Annotated in this window: 15 protein-coding genes and 1 pseudogene; 4 read left to right on the forward strand and 12 right to left on the reverse strand. The window is 74.6% G+C overall.

Annotated features, from left to right (window positions below):
• Positions 1–1,032: a LacI family DNA-binding transcriptional regulator gene (locus QQK26_RS05590; RefSeq protein WP_284230872.1), complete on the forward strand. Its 1,032-nt coding sequence runs from the start codon at positions 1–3 to the stop codon at positions 1,030–1,032.
• Positions 1,033–1,240: 208 nt separating this feature from the next.
• Here the strand turns inward: QQK26_RS05590 and QQK26_RS05595 are convergent, their stop codons facing one another.
• Positions 1,241–2,266: an aldo/keto reductase gene (locus QQK26_RS05595; protein ID WP_284230875.1), complete on the reverse strand. Its 1,026-nt coding sequence runs from the start codon at positions 2,264–2,266 to the stop codon at positions 1,241–1,243.
• 167 nt (positions 2,267–2,433) lie between these two features.
• On the opposite strand from QQK26_RS05595, the gene QQK26_RS05600 reads away from it, so the two are divergent.
• Positions 2,434–3,390 carry a DMT family transporter gene (locus QQK26_RS05600; protein ID WP_284230877.1) on the forward strand — a complete coding sequence of 319 codons (957 nt, stop codon included), beginning with the start codon at positions 2,434–2,436 and terminating at the stop codon, positions 3,388–3,390.
• A 74-nt stretch (positions 3,391–3,464) separates the two neighbouring features.
• On the opposite strand, the gene QQK26_RS05605 is transcribed toward QQK26_RS05600, so the two are convergent.
• The 3 genes from QQK26_RS05605 to QQK26_RS05615 all read right to left on the reverse strand — a co-directional run bounded on the left by QQK26_RS05605 (position 3,465) and on the right by QQK26_RS05615 (position 6,182).
• A complete protein-coding gene (locus QQK26_RS05605; protein WP_284230879.1) occupies positions 3,465–4,157 on the reverse strand; it encodes a cupin domain-containing protein in 693 nt (230 codons plus the stop codon).
• On the reverse strand, positions 4,154–5,062 hold the full coding sequence (locus QQK26_RS05610; RefSeq protein WP_284230881.1) for a DUF6807 domain-containing protein: 909 nt from the start codon (positions 5,060–5,062) through the stop codon (positions 4,154–4,156). Before QQK26_RS05610 ends, QQK26_RS05605 begins: the two co-directional genes overlap by 4 nt.
• A 121-nt stretch (positions 5,063–5,183) precedes the next feature.
• On the reverse strand, positions 5,184–6,182 hold the full coding sequence (locus QQK26_RS05615; RefSeq protein WP_284230884.1) for a Gfo/Idh/MocA family protein: 999 nt from the start codon (positions 6,180–6,182) through the stop codon (positions 5,184–5,186).
• Positions 6,183–6,320: 138 nt separating this feature from the next.
• Between QQK26_RS05615 and QQK26_RS05620 the strand changes: the two genes are divergently transcribed.
• Both QQK26_RS05620 and QQK26_RS05625 read left to right on the forward strand, forming a co-directional pair.
• A complete protein-coding gene (locus tag QQK26_RS05620; RefSeq protein ID WP_284230885.1) occupies positions 6,321–6,662 on the forward strand; it encodes an L-rhamnose mutarotase in 342 nt (113 codons plus the stop codon).
• Positions 6,659–7,489, forward strand: a complete 831-nt coding sequence (locus QQK26_RS05625; protein WP_284230887.1) for an alpha/beta hydrolase — start codon at positions 6,659–6,661, stop codon at positions 7,487–7,489. Before QQK26_RS05620 ends, QQK26_RS05625 begins: the two co-directional genes overlap by 4 nt.
• A 165-nt stretch (positions 7,490–7,654) precedes the next feature.
• Here QQK26_RS05625 and araA read toward each other — a convergent pair whose 3' ends face one another.
• From araA to QQK26_RS05665, 8 genes and pseudogenes are all read right to left on the reverse strand, one after another.
• On the reverse strand, positions 7,655–9,175 hold the full coding sequence (gene araA / locus QQK26_RS05630; protein ID WP_284230889.1) for an L-arabinose isomerase: 1,521 nt from the start codon (positions 9,173–9,175) through the stop codon (positions 7,655–7,657).
• A 92-nt stretch (positions 9,176–9,267) separates the two neighbouring features.
• Positions 9,268–10,863 carry a xylulokinase gene (locus QQK26_RS05635; RefSeq protein WP_284230891.1) on the reverse strand — a complete coding sequence of 532 codons (1,596 nt, stop codon included), beginning with the start codon at positions 10,861–10,863 and terminating at the stop codon, positions 9,268–9,270.
• Positions 10,860–11,569: pseudogene (locus QQK26_RS05640) on the reverse strand (L-ribulose-5-phosphate 4-epimerase). Before QQK26_RS05640 ends, QQK26_RS05635 begins: the two are co-directional and overlap by 4 nt.
• A 1,183-nt stretch (positions 11,570–12,752) precedes the next feature.
• Positions 12,753–13,718, reverse strand: coding sequence for a LacI family DNA-binding transcriptional regulator (locus tag QQK26_RS05645; protein WP_284230893.1), 966 nt, complete (start codon positions 13,716–13,718; stop codon positions 12,753–12,755).
• 265 nt (positions 13,719–13,983) lie between these two features.
• Positions 13,984–14,853 carry a sugar phosphate isomerase/epimerase family protein gene (locus tag QQK26_RS05650; RefSeq protein ID WP_284230895.1) on the reverse strand — a complete coding sequence of 290 codons (870 nt, stop codon included), beginning with the start codon at positions 14,851–14,853 and terminating at the stop codon, positions 13,984–13,986.
• Positions 14,854–14,856: 3 nt separating this feature from the next.
• The gene (locus QQK26_RS05655; protein ID WP_284230897.1) at positions 14,857–15,945 is read right to left on the reverse strand and encodes a Gfo/Idh/MocA family protein; all 1,089 of its coding nucleotides are present in this window, start codon (positions 15,943–15,945) and stop codon (positions 14,857–14,859) included.
• On the reverse strand, positions 15,942–16,778 hold the full coding sequence (locus QQK26_RS05660; protein ID WP_284230899.1) for a sugar phosphate isomerase/epimerase family protein: 837 nt from the start codon (positions 16,776–16,778) through the stop codon (positions 15,942–15,944). The genes QQK26_RS05655 and QQK26_RS05660 overlap by 4 nt, the downstream gene beginning before the upstream one ends.
• On the reverse strand, positions 16,775–17,545 hold the full coding sequence (locus tag QQK26_RS05665) for a sugar phosphate isomerase/epimerase family protein (RefSeq protein ID WP_284230901.1): 771 nt from the start codon (positions 17,543–17,545) through the stop codon (positions 16,775–16,777). The genes QQK26_RS05660 and QQK26_RS05665 overlap by 4 nt, the downstream gene beginning before the upstream one ends.
• Positions 17,546–17,548: the final 3 nt, after the last annotated feature.

Consider the following 17,548-nt stretch of genomic DNA (forward strand, 5'->3'; position numbering starts at 1 on the left):
ATGAGCGAGGCGACCCCCGGCAGAGCACGCAGCGGTGCTCCCACTCTGCAGGACGTGGCCCGCGAGGCCGGGGTCTCGCTCGCCACCGCCTCGCGTGTGCTCAACGGCACGGCACGGCGCGTCGCCCCGGCGTTCCGCGAGAAGGTGGAGGCCGCCGCCGAGCAGCTCGGCTACACCGCCAACCTCTCGGCGCAGGCCACCGCCCGCGGCAGCTCGGCGATCGTCGCCCTGCTCGTCGCCGACATCGCCGACCCCTACTTCGGCCGCATCGCCGCGGGCGTCGCCCGCGGTGCCGACGAGGCCGGCCTCATGCTCACCATCGCCATCACCGAGCGCGACCCGCAGCGCGAGGCCAAGCTCGTGCGGGCCCTGCGCGGTCAACGGCCCCGCAGCGTCATCCTCGCCGCGTCGCGCACCACCGGCCGGGCGAACGAGGAGCTGGTGACCGAGCTCGGCGCCTACACCTCGGCCGGCGGCTCGGTCGTGACGATCGGGCCGGGCGGCGGCACCCGCTCGGTCGGCGTCGACAACGTCGGCGGCGGCCGCGCGCTCGGGGCCGCGCTGGCCGAGCTCGGCTACCGCCGCGCCATCGTCGTGGCCGCTGCCGAGGGCGTGCGCACCTCCGACGACCGCATCGCCGGCTTCAGCGAGGGCTTCGGCTCGGGCGGCGGCACCATCGACGAGGTGCTGCGCGCCGGATTCAGCCGCGACGCGGGCCACGATGCGGTCGCGGCGGTGGCCGAGCGGATCGAGGCGGGCACCGTCGTCGTCGGCATCAGCGACGTCGTGGCGATGGGCGTCATGGCGGCGCTGCGCGAGCGCGGCCGCACTCCGGGCGACGACGTCGCCGTGGCGGGCTTCGACGACATCCCCACCAGCCACGACACCGTGCCGGGGCTCACGACGGTGCACGTGCCGCTCGAGGAGCTCGGGTACCGGGCGCTGCGCTCGAGCCTCGTCGTCGACGCGGTCGCGGACGCGCCGTTGACCGTCGAGGTCGTGCTGCGCGGCAGCACCCCGCGGCTCGGCTGAGCCCGCGGCGCGGCAGCACCCCGCCCGGCCCGGCTGAGCCCGCTGCGCGGCAGCACCCCGCGGCGCGCAGGACTCCGGGCGACGCGAGCCGTCGCATCGACGACTCAGCGTCGAGGCGACGATTCAGCGCCGCACGAGGCACCGAGTCGTCGCCGAGCTGCTGAGTCGCCCGCGCGACCGCGGAGGCCGCCCGCGCGCCGGGGCGGCCTCAGCCGATGAGCCCCTCGCGCCCGCCCGAGACCCAGAGCGGGTCGAAGGTGCGCGGGCCGGAGATCTCCGCCGCGACCGCCTCGAGCTCGGCGAGCTGCTCGGCATCGAGCCGCAACGACGCGGCCGCGATCGACTCGTCGAGGTGCGCGAGCGAACGGGTGCCGGGGATCGCGACGAGCCGCAGGCCCGCCTCGGCGGCTCGGTGCTCGAGCCACGCGACCGCCACCGTAGCGAGCGGGGCGCCGATGCGCCCGGCGACGGCGCGCAATCGCTCGGCGACGGCCAGGTTCCCCGGCAGGTTCGAGGCGTCGAAGCGCGGGAAGTTCCGGCGGCTGCCGCCGAGCGCCGAGATCTCGGCGTCGAAGCGGTCGGTGAGCAGGCCGCGCGACACCGGCGAGTAGGCCACGAAGGCCACGCCGAGCTCGATGGCCGCGGGGATGACGTAGCGCTCCACGTCGCGGCTGACCAGGCTCCACTCCGACTGCACCGCGGCGATCGGATGCACGGCGTGCGCCCGGCGCAGCTCCTCGCCCGTCACCTCCGAGAGACCGATCGAGCGCACCTTGCCCTCCTCCACGAGCTCGGCGAGCGCTGCGACGCTCTCCTCGACGGGCACCGACGGGTCGGGACGGTGCAGGTAGTAGAGGTCGAGCGCATCGACGCCGAGCCGCGACAGGCTGCCGTCGATCTGCTCGCGGATGTGCTCGCGGTCGCCGCGCACGCCCCGCTTGCCGATGCCGCCGCCCTGCACGATGCCGACCTTGCTGGCGATGGCGAAGCGGTCGCGCTGGCCCGTGCGTGCGAGGAAGCGCCCGAGCACCTGCTCGCTGGCGCCCTGCCCGTAGACGTTCGCGGTGTCGAGGTGGGTGACGCCGCGCTCGAGCAGGCCGTCGAGCAGCCGCTGCGCATCCGCCTCCTCGATGGCGCCGTACACGCCGGCCAGCGACATGGCGCCGTAACCGATGGCGGAGAGCTCGATCCCGTCGGCGATGGGCACGGCGGGGGCGGTGACGGTCGTGGGCATGCTGCTCCTCGGTTCGCTGCGGCGGGGTCGCCTCCACTCTGCCGGACGAGCGGATGCGCATGCCAGGCACCGTCGCACCCCGGAGCATCCGGCCCCCTCGCTAGGGTTGACGCACACCACCGAGGAGCCCGGATGCACGCTGCACGCCCCGCCCGGCGGTCCGGCGCGTGATCGGCATCCTCCTGGCCGCGGTGCTGTGGGGCACGACCGGCACCGCCGCGACGCTGCTGCCGGATGCGGTCAGCCCGCTCGCCACGGGCGCCGCGACCATGGCGGTCGGCGGCCTGCTGCTCGCGCTCACCGCCCCGCGCGGTGCGCTGCTCGCGCTGCGCACCCGCGGTGCCCCGCGCTGGCTGCTGCCGGGCGCGCTCGCCGTGGCCGTCTACCCCCTCGCCTTCTACTCGGGCATGTCGCTGGCCGGCGTCGCGATCGGCAACGTCGTGGCGCTCGGCACGGCGCCCGTGTTCGCCGCGGTGCTGGAGCAGCTGCTCGATCCCGCCGACCGCCGCCAGCCGCTCGGCAGCCGCTGGCTGCTCTCGGCGGTGGCGGCCACCGCCGGCGTCGCGCTGCTGGCGGTCTTCGGGCACCACGGCGGGGGCGCGGGCACCGCCGACGGCACCGTGCCCGGCGTGGCGCTCGGCCTGCTCGCCGGCCTCGCCTACGCCGGCTACACCTACACCGCGGGCCGGGCCATCGGGCTCGGCGTGCCGTCGCGCGGTGCGATGGCGGCGCAGTTCGGCCTCGGCGCGGTGCTGCTCCTGCCGGTGCTGCTCGCGACGGGCGGCTCCCTGCTGCGCCCGGGGGCCGGGGGCGCGGACTCGCCGTTGGCGCAGCTGCTCGGCGCACCGCATCCGCTCGTCGTCGTCGGGTACCTGGCGGTCGGGCCCATGTTCCTGGCCTACGTGCTGTTCGGGCGCGGGCTGCGCACGGTGTCGAGCTCGCGGGCGACGACCGTCACGCTCCTCGAGCCCTTGGTGGCCACGCTGCTGGCGGTCGTGGCCGTCGGCGAGCGGCTCGCAGCGCCGGGCTGGCTGGGGCTCGCCCTGGTGCTCGCGGGCGTGGTGTCGGTGGCGACCGAGCGGCGCGCGGCGCCCGGAGGCACGGCCGCGGCACCCGCACGCTGAGCGGCGCTGGGCTCGCGGCCGGAAGGCGCCGCGAGGTCGTCCGCCGTCGCCGAGGCTCGCTCGTGCGGCCCGGCTCAGTCGCCGTCGAGCCGTTGCAGCACGCCGCACATGCCGTAGGCCGATCCCTCGAGCCGCGAGGCCCGCGGTGCGAGCGCACCGAGCCCGTCGGACGAGGCCGCGGCGAGCGCGCGCAGCGCCGCCGAGCCGAGCGCCTCGTCCGCGCCGACGCTCGCCATCCGCTGCTGCGCGAAGGAACCTGCGAGCGGATGCACGAGCGCGGTCGCGCGGTCGAGCATCCGCTCGTAGGGCGCGCCATCGCCGGCCAGCAGGGCGTCGCGGAGGGCGAGGAAGCCCTCGACGCCGAGGTCGCGGCGCGCCCGCGGAGGCTCCTCGCCGGGCGCGGCCGCCGAGGCGTAGGCCTCGGGATCGGCGAGCACCGCGTCCGGGAACGTCATGACCGCGTCGCCGTGCTCGGGCAGGCCTCGGTTCGAGAGGATCACAAGCAGGTCGAGTCCGCCGTGGTTCACGGCGCGGTGCACGGTGCCCGGCCCGAACCAGACGACGTCGCCGGCGGCGAGCGGCTGCTCGCGGTACCCGCTTCGATCGAGCAGCTGCACGGCGCCGGCGCCGCCCAGCACGACGTAGGCCTCGCTGCTCACCGTGTGCAGGTGGGGCGTGCCGCCGTCCAGACCGTCGGCCGCGGGGCCCAGCTCGTAGACCCGCAGCCGCGTGACCGAGGTGCCGCCCGGGAACGGCAGGCCGCTCATGCGCCCGCCAGCGCCTCGCGACCCGCGGCGGCGAGGGCCGCCGCCTGCTCGCCCGGGGCAGCCCCGTCGGCGATGACCACGGCGTAGCGCAGCGCGAGGGTACCCTCGGCAGGCAGCTCGTGCTCCTCGCTGAAGAAGGGCGCCGGGCAGAGGCAGGCGAACTCCTCGGTGCGGGCGAACCACTGCGGCGGGTGCTGCAAGTTCCGCTCGTCGTCGACCATCACGATCGTCGAGCTCGCACCGTCGCCGTCGTGCCGGCCGGTGAAGCCGAGCCAGGGGTGCCGCGTGCCGCGCAGCTCCTCGCCGCCGTCGCCCTCGGGCGAGCGCACGAGGCCGCCGGTGAAGGAGCGCGGGCCGCGCCAGAACAGCCCGCCGTAGCCGGCGTTCTCGCGCCCCTTCGTGGTCGGTGAGCCGAAGGCGAGCGGACGGCCCGCGATGTTGGTCATCGACGTCGACACGGTGAGCGCCCAGCCGCCCTCGACGAGCCGGACGCGCAGGCGCCGCCGCTCCTCGATGACGCGCTCACCGGCCTGGGTGGTCCAGAGCAGGTCGTGGGCGATCTCGGCGACCTCGCCGTCGCTGCCGAGCGTCTTGAAGCCGAGGTGCTGCGCCGTGCCGTTGTTCTCGAGCTGCCGGTACCCGGACTCGAGCGAGAACGTCGGTCCGCCCCAGAAGTTCTCGTCGCCGACGTGCGGCAGCGCCCAGGCGATGCCCTTGTGCCACACGTGGTCGTGCGGCCTGAAGAGGGAGACGAGCCGCCCCTCGCGGGTGCGCAGCGGATGCAGGTACGGCTTCGGCGACTCGAGCTGCACCGTGTCGGGCTGCGCGACGTAGCGCAGCAGCTCGACCCCGTCGGCGGCGACCGTCACCTCGCCGCGCTGGTCGTGCTGCAGTTGGAGGCTCACGCGGGCACCGCCGCCCAGGGCGCACCGCTGCCCCGCATCGACGCGTAGAAGGGGTCGCCCGGGCCGATCTCGCCGGCGCGGACGGTGCGGTCGGTGAACGCGGAGGCGTAGATCGCTGCGCTCAGCTCGAGGGTGCGGCGCGCATCCGCCGTGGTGACGGGCGGGCGCTCCCCGCGGCGCGCGCGGCGAGCACGGCGGCCAGCTGCGCGGTGTGCCCGCTGGGGATGCTGCCGGCCTCCGCCGTCCAGCGCTCGGCGAGCGCCTCCGATCCGCGGGCCGGGGTGAAGCGCCAGTGCGTCGAGTCGTAGCCGTAGAGGTGCTCGAGCTCGGCGGTGGCGTGCTCGAAGTCGAAGCGCAGCCGGCTGGTCTCGCGCGGCGAGACGATCGAGTTGAGGATGGTGGCGACGGCGCCGTTCTCGAAGGTCACGATTGCGCTCGAGACGTCCTCGGTCTCGGTGGGCCGGTTCTGCCGCACGGCGACCGCCTTCACGCTGGACCACGGGCCGAGCACCGAGAGCAGCAGGTCGAACTGGTGGATGCCGTGGCCCATGGTCGGCCCGCCGCCCTCGACGCCCCAGGTGCCGCGCCACGGCACCGCGAAGTAGTCGTCGCCGCGGTACCAGAGCGTCTCGGCGACGGCGACGAGCGGACGGCCCAGCGCCCCCTCGGCGAGCAGCCGGCGCAGCCCGACGGCCGCGCTGCCGAAGCGGTGCTGGAACAGCCCGACCACCGGCACGCCGGTCTCGGCCTCGCTCGCGAGCAGCCGGTCGAAGTCCTCGAGCGACAGGGCCGGGGGCTTTTCGACGATCGGCACCGCACCGGCCCGCTGCGCCTCGATCGCGAGGTCGACGTGCGAGCCGGGCGGGGTGCAGATGTGCACGTAATCGATAGGCGCTGCGTCGATGGGCGCCGCGTCGATGCGCGCTGCGTCGGGCCGCAGCGCGAGCGCCTCGGTGAGCGACCCGAACACCGCGGGGTCACCCCACTGCTCGGCGAAGGCGGCGGCCCGCTCGGCGCTGAGGTCGACGACCCCGGCGAGCTCGATGCCGTCCGTCTCGGCGACGGCCTTCGCGTGCGCGTGGGCGATGGCGCCCGTTCCGACGATGACCGACCTGACCATGTGCTCCTCCTCGAGACCGCGCATCCGCTCGACCACTGCCGGGAAAGCGCTTGCCGCAGTAGTCTTGCAGAGCGCATCCGCCCTCGCAATGCTCGCAGATCGTCGCGGGCCGAGGCGGCGCACGACGAGGAGGTCGACATGACGACGAGGGTCTGCTTCGAGCTGCGGGTGCGTCCCGAGCGGATCGAGGAGTACCGCGAGCGGCACAGCCCGGTGCGCGCCGAGATGCTCGAGGAGATCGCGGCGGCCGGCCGGCGCAACTACTCGCTGTTCCTCGCCGATGGCGGCAGGCTCATCGGCTACTACGAGACCGACGACGACGACGCGGCCCAGGCCTACCTCGCCGCCTCCCCGATCGCGGCGCGGTGGGAGGAGGAGATGGCCCCGTTCTTCCTCGACCTCGGCGGCCGACCCGACCAGGCCGCGACCGGACTCGTCGAGGTCTTCAACCTCGAGCAGCAGCTCGAGCGCGCGCGATGAGCTGGACCTCCCAGGCCGAGGGCCTCATCCGCTTCTACGACACCGCCGCCGCCGACGCGCCCCGCCCCGCACTGCTCTGGCTGCACGGCGGCGGCTTCGCCGGCGGCTCGATCGACATGCCCGAAGCGGATGCGGTCGCCCGCGGCCTCGCCGCCCGCGGCATCGCGGTCGCCAGCGTCGACTACCGGCTCGCCGGCCCGGGCACGCGCTACCCGGCGCCCTCGGACGACGCCGTCGCCGCGTGGCACTGGTTCGCGGCGCACCTCGAGGCGCTGCACCTCGACCCCTCCCGCACCGCGATCGGCGGCGCGAGCGCCGGCGGCAACCTGGCCGCCGGGGCGCTGCTGCGCCTGCCGCACCCGGGGCCGCGCCCGGCCGCGGCGGTGCTCGCCTACCCCACCCTGCTCGCCGTGCAGCCCCTGCCCGGACCCGCGCTGCGCGCCGCACTCGACGCCGACCCGGATGCGGATCGCTTTGGGCCCGATGTCGTGCGCGCCATGTACGAGGGCTTCCTCGGCGGCCCCGTCGAGCGCGCGCCGCTCGCCGCGGTGCCCGGCACGGCCAGTCCCGAGGACCTCGCCGGCTATCCGCCGGTGCTCATGGTCAACGGCGACGTCGACGAGCTGAGGGTCTCGGGCGAGCACTTCGCGCGTCTGCTGCACGCCGCCGGCCGCCCGGTGCTCGTGCACCTCGAGCCGGGCACGACCCACGGGCACCTCAACCGCCCCGGCGAGGCGGCGTTCGGGGCAACCCTCGAGCGGATCGCCGCGTACCTGCACGGCCTGCCGGTCACGGCGGTCACGGGGCTCCCCGTCGCCCACGCCTGAGCGGGGCGCTGCACCGCCGCATGGCGCCGCGGGATGCGCGAGAGCGCAGCGGATACGGGCGCCCGCCGGGACGACGGATGGCCGACGAGGCGCAGGCCTCGCCGGCCATCCGGTCGGACTCCCAGCGGCGCCGACCCCACGACGGCGCCGCTGGAAGGATGCGGGCTAGATCCCCTGCGCCAGACGGTGGTAGGCGGCGTTCCAGCGCAGCTCGCGCTCGAAGCCGTCGACCGTCGTCGACTCGTCGATGACCAGCAGCTCGATCCCGCTGAACTTCGCGAAGTCCTTGAAGACCTCCACGCCCACCTGCGTGCTCATCACCGTGTGGTGCGCGGCGCCGGCCATGAGCCAGGCGGTCGCCGAGGTGCGGAAGTCGGGCGCCGGCTTCCAGACGGCGCGGCCGACGGGCAGGTTCGGCATCGGCTGCGGCAGCGGCACGTTCTCGACGACGTTGGCGACGAGGCGGAAGCGGTCGCGCTGGTCGCTGAGGGCGACCACGACGGCGGGGCCCGCATCCGCATCGAACACCAGGCGCACCGGGTCGTCCTTGCCGCCGATGCCGAGCGGGTGCACCTCGAGGCGGGCGCGCTGCGAGCTCAGCGAGGGGCTGACCTCGAGCATGTGGGCCCCGAGGATGAGCTCGCTGCCGGGCTCGAGGTGGTAGGTGTAGTCCTCCATGAGGCTGGCGCCGCCGGGCAGGCCCGCGCCCATGACGGCGGCCGCGCGCACGAGCACCGCGGTCTTCCAGTCGCCCTCCGCGCCGAAGCCGTAGCCGTCGGCCATGAGGCGCTGCACGGCGAGGCCGGGCAGCTGGCGCAGCTCGCCGAGGTCCTCGAAGCTCGTGGTGAAGGCGCCGAAGCCGCCGGCCTCGAGGAAGGAGCGCAGCCCCAGCTCGATGCGGGCGCCGTAGCGCAGCGACTCGGCGCGCTCGGCGCCGGGGTGCAGCTCGGGAGCGACGTCGTAGAGGTCGAGGTACTCGGCGACGAGCGCGTCGACGTCGCTCTCGCTGGCGGCGTGCACCGCATCGGCGAGCTCGGTGACGCCCCAGGTGTTCACCTGCACGCCGAGGCGCAGCTCGGCCTCGGTCTTGTCGCCCTCGGTGACGGCGACGAAGCGCATGTTGTCGCCGAAGCGGGCGAGCTTGAGGTGCTGCGTGGCGTGCCGTCCGGCGGCCGCGCGGGCCCAGACGCCGACGCGGGCGGTGACGGCGGGATCGCTGACGTGGCCGACCACGGTGGTGCGGGCGACGCCGAGGCGCGACTGGATGTACCCGAACTCGCGGTCGCCGTGGGCGGCCTGGTTGAGGTTCATGAAGTCGAAGTCGATCGTGTCGTACGGCAGTGCGACGTTCGCCTGCGTGTGCAGGTGCAGCAGCGGCTTGCGCAGCGCGTCGAGGCCGCCGATCCACATCTTCGCGGGGCTGAAGGTGTGCATCCAGGCGATGACGCCGATGACCTTCTCGTCGGCGTTGGCCTCGAGCATGACGCGGCGGATCGACTCGCTGTCGACCAGCGTGGGCTTGGCGACGACCGTGACCGGCACGTCCGAGGCGTTCTGCAGCCCGGCGACGACCTCGGCCGACTGCTCGGCGACCTGGCGCAGAGTCTCGTCGCCGTAGAGGTTCTGGCTGCCGGTGAGGAACCAGACCTCGTACTCGGTGAGGTCGGGGATAATGCTGCGGCTCATGAGGGGACTCCTTCGTCGTGGGGAGGGTTGGTGGAAGAGCGGATGAGGGCGCCCGCCTCGGCGAGGCGCGCCCGACGGGTGGACGGTCGCCGCTACAGCGCCTCGACCGCGGCCCGCTCGACGGCGAGGCCGTCGCGGTACCGGTCGAGGTAGCTCGCGAAGCCCGCGACGTCCGCCGGCTCCGGGTCGGCGGTCTCGAACGCGGCGTCCGCGAAGACGACGTCCTGCAGGTAGGCGTCCAGGTCGGTGCCGTGGTCGGCGCCGGCGTCGTGCTGGCGGACCGCGAACGCCGCGAGCACCGCGATCCCCCACGCACCGCCCTCGGACGCGGTCGCGGCGACCGCGACGGGCGCGTCGAGCGCCCCGGCCAGGAAGCGCTGAGCGACGCCCGCCGTGCGGAACATGCCGCCGTGGGCCAGCATCCGCTCGATCTCCACGCCCTGCTTGGCGAGCACCCGCAGGCCGAGCGCCAGGGTGCCGAAGACGCCGTAGAGCTGGGCGCGGCCGAAGTTGCCGAGCGTGAGCGAGCTGTCGGGGGTGCGCACGAAGAGCGGCCGCCCCTCGTCGGTGCCCGCGATGGGCTCGCCGGCGAGGTGGTTGTAGGCCAGCAGACCGCCCGCGTCGGCGTCACCGGTGAGCGCCTCGGTGAAGAGCGCCTCGTACACCGCGTCGGGCTCGATTGGGTGCCCGGCGGCGGCCGCGAAGCGTCCGAGCAGGCCGGCCCAGGCGGCGAGCTCGCTGGCGCCGTTGTTGCAGTGCACCATCGCGACGGCGTCGCCGGACGGCGTCGTGACGAGGTCGATCTCGTGGTGCACACCGGTGAAGGGCTGCTCGAGCACGACCATCGCGAAGATGCTCGTGCCGGCGCTGACGTTGCCGGTGCGCGGGGCGACCGAAGCGGTGGCGACCATGCCGGTGCCGGCGTCGCCCTCGGGCGGCGCGGCGATCGCGCCGGGCTGCAGCGTGCCGCTCGGGTCGAGGTAGGCGGCACCCTCGGCGGTCAGCTCGCCGGCGGCCTCGCCCGCGACGAGCACCTCGGGCAGCAGCTCCCGCAGGGCCGGCACACGGCCCGCGGCGTGCGCGTCGTAGCGCTCGACCAGCTCGGCGTCCCAGTCGCGCGTCGCGGAGTCGATCGGGAACATGCCCGAGGCGTCGCCGACGCCGAGCACGTCGCGGCCGGTCAGCAGCCGGTGCACGTAGCCGGCGAGGGTGGTGAACGAGCGGATGCGCGCCACGTGCTCCTCGCCGTCGAGCACGGCCTGGTGCAGGTGCGCGATCGACCAGCGCAGCGGGATGTTCGTGCCGAGCAGCTCGGTGAGCTCGGCGGACGCTGCGCCCGTGGTCGTGTTGCGCCAGGTGCGGAACGGCACCAGCAGCTCGCTCGTCTCGTCGAAGGCCAGGTAGCCGTGCATCATCGCCGAGACGCCGATGCCGGCGAGGCGCTCCAGGCGCACGCCGTGACGGGCCTGGACGTCGGCGGCCAGGGCGGCGAAGGCCGCCTGCAGACCGGTGCGGACGTCGTCCAAGCCGTAGGTCCACATCCGCTCGACGAACGCGTTCTCCCACTCGTGGGCGCCGACGGCGAGCACCTCGCTGGGATCGTCGCCGATGAGGCAGGCCTTGATGCGGGTCGAGCCGAGCTCGATGCCGAGGACCGCGCGACCCTCGGAGATGACGGAGGCGCTCATCGCCGCGCGTCCGTCGCCTGGCCGTACACGTTCTGGTACCGGTCGAAGAGGCTGTCGATCTTCTCCTGCGGGATCGGCAGGGGGTCGCCGAGCTGGCGGGCGATGTGGATGCTGCGGGCGACGTCCTCGACCATGACGGCGGCCTTGACCGCGTCCTTGGCGTCCTTGCCGATGGTGAAGGGGCCGTGGTTCTGCATGAGCACGGCGCGCGAGCGGTGACCGCGCAGGGTCTCGACGATGCCGCGGCCGATCGTGTCGTCGCCGATGACCGCGAAGGGACCGATCGGGATCTCGCCGCCGAACTCGTCGGCCATGCCGGTGATGACGCACGGGATCGGCTCGCCGCGGCTCGCCCAGGCGACGGCGTAGGTGGAGTGCGTGTGCACGACGCCGCCGACCTCGGGCATCTCGCGGTACACGTAGGCGTGCGCGGCGGTGTCGCTGGAGGCGGCGCGCTCGCTGCCGGGGTGCCCGGCACGACCTCGCCGTCGAGGGTGCAGAGCACCATGTTCTCGGGGGCCAGGTCGTCGTAGCTCACGCCGCTCGGCTTGATGACGAAGTAGTCGGTGCCCGGCACCCGGCCGCTCACGTTGCCGCCGGTCCAGATGACCAGCTGGTAGCGCACGAGCTCGTCGTGCAGCTTCGCGACCTCCTCGCGCACCTTCTGGATCGCCTCGCGGGCCTCGGCAGGATCGACAGCGCTCACGCGGACTCCTTCGTCGTGGAACTCGCCCGGATGTGTCCCGGGCCGCGGTCAGTCTCGCATGTGAGCGCTCACACTTGCAACCGTCGGCTCGCGCTCCGCCCCTCCGCAACCCGCGCTCGCTCCGCTCCGCCCCGTCACGCCGCGCCCTAGCTCCGCTCCTCCGCAACCCGCCCTCGCTCCGCTCCTCCGCAACCCGCCCTCGCTCCGCTCCCTCACCCCGCCCTCGCTGCGACCCCGTCGCTACCCGCTCGCGCTGCACCCCGTCGCGACCTGCTCGCGCTGCGCGCCCTCGCGACCCGCCCCGCTGCACCCCATCGCGACCGGCTCTCGCTGCACCCACTCCGCGACCGGCCCTCACTTCACCCCTCGCGACCCGTTCTTTTCATCGAGTTGCCTCGAATGGTTGCTACCCGGCCGCCGAAGCAGCCAATCGCGGCAACTCGATGCACGGGAATCAGCGCGGCCGTGGATCTCGGCGTGTACGCGTCCGAGGAGCGTCCGAATCGAGGCGTGCAGAGACGACCGACCCACCAGCCCTCGCCGCCCGCAGAGCCGACCTGAGCTCCGCCTCAACTCACCACGCGCGACACCGAGTTGCCGCGAATGGCTGCCACCCGACCGCCGAAGCAGCCAATCGCGGCAACTCGATGCACGGGAATCAGCGCGGCCGTGGATCTCGGCGTGTACGCGTCCGAGGAGCGTCCGAATCGAGGCGCGCAGAGACGACCGACCCACCAGCCCTCGCCGCCCGCAGAGCCGACCTGAGCTCCGCCTCAGCTCACCACGCACGACACCGAGTTGCCGCGAATGGCTGCCACCCGACCGCCGAAGCAGCCAATCGCGGCAACTCGATGCACGGGAATCAGCGCGGCCGTGGATCTCGGCGTGTACGCGTCCGAGGAGCGTCCGAATCGAGGCGCGCAGAGACGACCGACCCACCAGCCCTCGCCGCCCGCAGAGCCGACCTGAGCTCCGCCTCAGCTCACCACGCACGACACCGAGTAGCCGCGAATGGCTGCCACCCGACCGCCGAAGCAGCCAATCGCGGCAACTCGGTAACGTCTGCGCGGTACGGCAGCGGACGTGTGGTCAGGTCAGCGCGAGCGATGCCAGTTGCGCGGCGCAGGCGCAGCGCGACAGCGCGGCGCAGCCGCCGGCGCGCGGCCGCCGGTGCGCGGCGCGCTCAGCCGCTCGTGCGCGCCAGCAGCTCGGGCGCGGGCGCCGGGGCGTCGCGGGCCTCGGCGCCGTCGAGCAGCGCGGCCACCGCGCCCATGAGCCGAGCCCCGAGCGCCGCGTGGTCCTGGCGCACCGAGGTGAGCGCGGGGATGAGGAACCGCGCCTCCGGGATGTCGTCGTGCCCCACGACCGCCACGTCGCCCGGCACCGAGCGCCCGAGCCCGGCGAGCGCGTGCAGCAGCCCCAGCGCCATGGTGTCGTTCGCGCTGAACACGGCATCGCAGTCGCCGAAGCGCGTCGCGGCGTCGGCGCCGCTCGCCGCGCTCCAGTCGCCGGCGACGACCGGGCCGGGCTCGAGGCCGGCGCGCTCGAGCGCCAGCGCCCAGCCGGCCTCGCGCTCGCGGGCGTCCCACCACTCGGCGGGTCCGGCGAGGTGGCCGATGCGGCGACGACCCGAGCGGATGAGGTGCTCGGTCGCGAGCGCCCCTCCGGCCCGCTGGTCGAGGGATGCTGCGCCCGCGCCGCGGCCGCGGCCGGCCGTGCTGAGCACGGGCACGGCGTTGGGCACCAGGCGGCGCACCGCATCCGCCAGCGGGTCGCTCGGCGAGACCAGCACGATCGCCTGCACCTGCTGCAGCAGCAGGGCCTCGACGGCCGCGCCCACCGCATCCGCTTCGGAGCCGACCGCGAGGCTCGCCACGGTGTAGCCAGCCGAGGCGGCCTCGGCGGTGAAGGCCCGCGCGATGCTCACCGGGCCGAAGAGCTCGGCGTCGCTGCGCAGCACGCCGAGCACGCCGCTGCGACGGCGGGCGAGCGCGCGGGCGGCGGCGTGCGGCCGGTAGTCGAGCGCGGCGACGGCGTCGAGCACCCGCTCACGGTTGTGCGGACGCACCCGGTCGTCGCCGTTGAGCACGCGCGAGACCGTCTGGTGCGAGACCCCCGCGGCGGCGGCGACGTCGAAGATGGTCGGCATGTGCCGAGCTTAGAGCGGCGCCGTGGGGCGGGCGCACGGCGCCCGACCCGACCGGTCGACGGCACGGTGCCGCGTCAGACTGCTCGGCACAGCCCTACCGCGCCGCGTCGGACTGCTCCGCACGGCCCCACCGCGCCGCATCCGACTGCCCAGCACGGCCCCTCCGCGCCGCATCCGAATGCTCGGCACGGCGCCGCGCCCCGGCGCCGGCCGGCCCACGGCGCCGGGCCGGATGTGCTCGGGCCGCCGCCGGCCGGCGCACCGCTCACGCCCCGAGCGAGGCCACCGCCCACTCGTAGGAGATGCGGTGCGACTCCTTCACCGACGGCACGCTCGGGTGGTCGACCTCGATCATGAGGTCGCCGTCGTAGTCGTGCGGCAGGGCCGCGACGACCGCGTCGAGGTCGAGCACGCCCCGGCCGGGCTCCGCCCAGAGGCGCCCCGAGCGGCCGAGCTCGCGGTAGTCCATCCCCTCGTGCGACGCCGGGTCCAGGTAGTCGGGGTAGACGTCCTTGAGGTGGATGCCGCCGATGCGGTCCGCGTAGCGCCGGATGAGCGCCACCGGGTCGGCGCCCGCCCAGCGCAGGTGGCCCGTGTCCGGCCCGAAGCCGATGAGGTCGGGGCCGAGCTCGTCGAGCAGCCGCACCACCTCGGCCTCGGTCTCGAACACGCCGCCGACGTGCGAGTGGTGCAGCGGACGCACGCCCTCGGCGAGCAGCACCTCGCAGACCCGCCCGGCGTTCTCGATCGCCAGGGCGAGGCGGGCCTCGTCGAAGCCGGCCCCCACCGCCGGGCGCTCCATCCGCGCGGGCACCGACATCGACGAGAGCATCGTGCGGTCGAGGCCGAGCTCGGCCTGCGCCGCCCCGAAGCGGCGGGCCCGCTCGAGCACCTCGTCGATCGCGACGGTCTCGTCGAGCGGGCTGCTGAAGAGGCTGAGCGCCGGGGCGAGCCCGTAGCCGCCGATCCAGTCGAGGTACTCCCCCGCGCGCATGCCCTCGGGGATGTCGGCCTTCACGGCGGTGAAGCCGATCTCGCGGAAGTCGGCGAGGGCCTCGTCGAAGACCTCCTTCGTCTTGCCGCGCTCGGCCCAGTACGGGATCGGGTTCGCGGCCACCCGGATGCTGCGGACCACGGCTCACACCTCCAGCGCCACGGGGCGGCCCGTGCGCGTCGACTCGTACAGGCCGGTGATGATCGCGATGGCCCGCCGGTTCTCGACGATGCCCACCCGCACCTCGCGCTCGCCGTCGATCGCGGCGAGCACGTCGCGGTACTGGAAGAGGTGGGCGTCGCCCATCGCCCCGGGCACGCTGGTGCCGGCCACCTGGGGCCGTCCGTCCTCGCCGTGGTAGCGCTCCGCCTGATTCGTGTCGCCGTTCTGCGCGCCCATCGCGATCTCGGTCGCATCCGCGTCCGACGGGGTCGCGTGCAGGTAGACGAGCCGGTCGTTCTCGATCACCGCCGAGCCGCGGTCGCCGTGCACCTGCAGCCGGGTGACGAGGCCCGGGTACACGGCGGTCGAGGCGTGGATGACGCCGAGGGCGCCGGAAGCGAAGCGCACGACGCCGACCGCCACGTCCTCGACCTCAATGCGCTCGTGCGCGTTCGTGGCGGTGTAGCCGAAGACCTCCACGGGCCGCCCGAGCGCGGCGACGAGCAGGTCGACGGTGTGCACGCCCTGGTTCATCAGCGCGCCGCCGCCGTCGAGCGCCCAGGTGCCGCGCCAGTCACCCGAGTCGTAGTAGCTCTGCCCGCGCCACCAGTCGATGGCCGCGACGCCGGAGGTGATGCGGCCGAGCTCGCCGGCGCGGATGCGCTCGAGCACGATCTCGGTGGACGGGTCGAAGCGGTGCTGTGAGATGACGGAGACGACGCGGTCGACGCGCTCCTGGACGGCGAGGATCCGGTTGGCCCGGTCGACCGTGATCTCGGCGGGCTTCTCGATGATCACGTGCGCGCCGCGCTCGAGCGCGTCGATCGCCGCGTCGCCGTGGGCCCCCGTAGGGGTGCAGACCACGACGAGCCCGATCGGGCCCGCGGCGAAGGCCTCCTCGATCGAGGCGAACGCGACGCCGCCGTGCTCCGCGACGAGGGCTTCGGCCTTCGCGACGTCGCGGTCGACGACCGCGACGAGCTCGAGGCGGTCTGCCAGTTGGTCGATGACGATGCCGTGCTGCGCGGCGATCACGCCGGCGCCGACGACGGCGGTGGGGATGCGGGTCATGCGAGGGTGGCTCCGATTCGGTCGGTGAGGCCGCGGAAGGCCGCGGCGGCGGTGCGGAAGGCGTCGGGGCCGGAGAAGCCTCCGAGCTCGTGGGCGCCGGACAGGTGCGGTTCGAGGGAGGCGAAGCCCGCGTACCCGGCGTCGCGCAGGGCGGTCAGCGTCTCGAGCAGCTCGCCGTCGCCCTCCCCCGCCGGTACGACTCGGCCGTCGGCGGCGAGCGCGTCCTTCACCTGCAGGTAGTCGACGTGCTCGCGCAGCAGGTGCCAGCCGTCGCTGAACGGCCGGGAGCCCACCTGCACGAAGTTCGCGTTGTCCCAGGCGAGGCGCAGCGCCGGCGACGCGACGGACTCCACGAGGTCGAGCACGTGCTCGGGGGTGTCGCCGTAGATGCCCTTCTCGTTCTCGTGCAGCAGCACGACGCCGGCGCCGGTCGCGACGTCCGCGAGGGCGCGCATCCGCTCGAGCACCGCGTCGCGGACGTCGGCGTGGCCGAGCCCGTCGGCGCGGTAGAACGAGAAGACGCGGATGAACGGGGCATCCAGCCCGTCGGCGACGCGGATCACGCGGCGCAGCCGCTCCACCTCGTGCTCCACCGGCAGCGACACGTCGACCTTGCCGATGGGCGAGGCGACGGCGGATGCGGCGAAGCCGCGCCGGTCGAGCACCGCCCGCAGCCGATCCGTGCGCTCGTCGTCGAAGTCGGCGACGTTGACGCCCCAGGCGCTGCGCACCTCGATGTGCGAGGCGCCCACCTCGGCGAGCACGTCGAGCTGCACCTCGGGGTCGTCGTCGATCTCATCGCCGAAGCCGGAGAGGGTCCAGGTGGCGCTCATCGCGCGTCCGCCCCGCGCACCGCGGCGAGCGCCGCGGGCAGCTCCGCGGCGACGTCCTGCCAGAAGCACTCGATCGACACGGCGCCGTCGTAGCCGCCGTTCCGCAGCGCCGTGAGGAACTCGCGCAGCGGCCAGTCGCCCTGCCCGGGCGGCCGCCGGTCGGTGTCGGCGATGTGCGCGTGGCCGACCCTGCCGGCGTGCGCGCCCACCTGCTCCAGGGGCTCGCCCTCGAGCATGATGTGGAAGAGGTCCGCGACGACGGGGACGTCGTCGATGCCGTGCCGGTCGAGGAAGGCGACCGCCTCGTCGATGGTGTGGATGAGGTTCGTCTCGCCGCGGTGCAGCGGTTCGAGCACGATGCGCACGCCGTTGCGGCGGGCGATGTCGCGCGCCTCCGCCACGACCTCGGCGAAGCGCCGCTCGGCCGCTTCCCGGTCCACGCCGTCGGGCACGGTGCGCGCGATGCCGCTGCCGAGCACGATCCTCGCCCCGTCGGCGGCGTGCGCTCCGACCACGGCGAGCACGTCCTCGAGGTAGCGGGTCACCTCCTGGGCGGGGAATCCGGGGTCGGCGATGCGCAGGCTCCCGGGGAAGAGGATCGCGAAGGACGGCGAGCGCTCGGCGCCGCGGTACTGCGGGTTCAGGATCCAGCGCCCCTCCGACTCGACCACGAGGTTGCCGACGATGGTCGGCTCCACGTAGTCGGCGTGGGTCGTGGCGGCGGCGTCGATCTCGGCGGTGGGGAGGATCACTCCGTAGGCGGGCATCCG

This window comes from Arenivirga flava (genome assembly GCF_030161575.1).
Classification (GTDB): Bacteria; Actinomycetota; Actinomycetes; order Actinomycetales; family Microbacteriaceae; genus Arenivirga; species Arenivirga flava.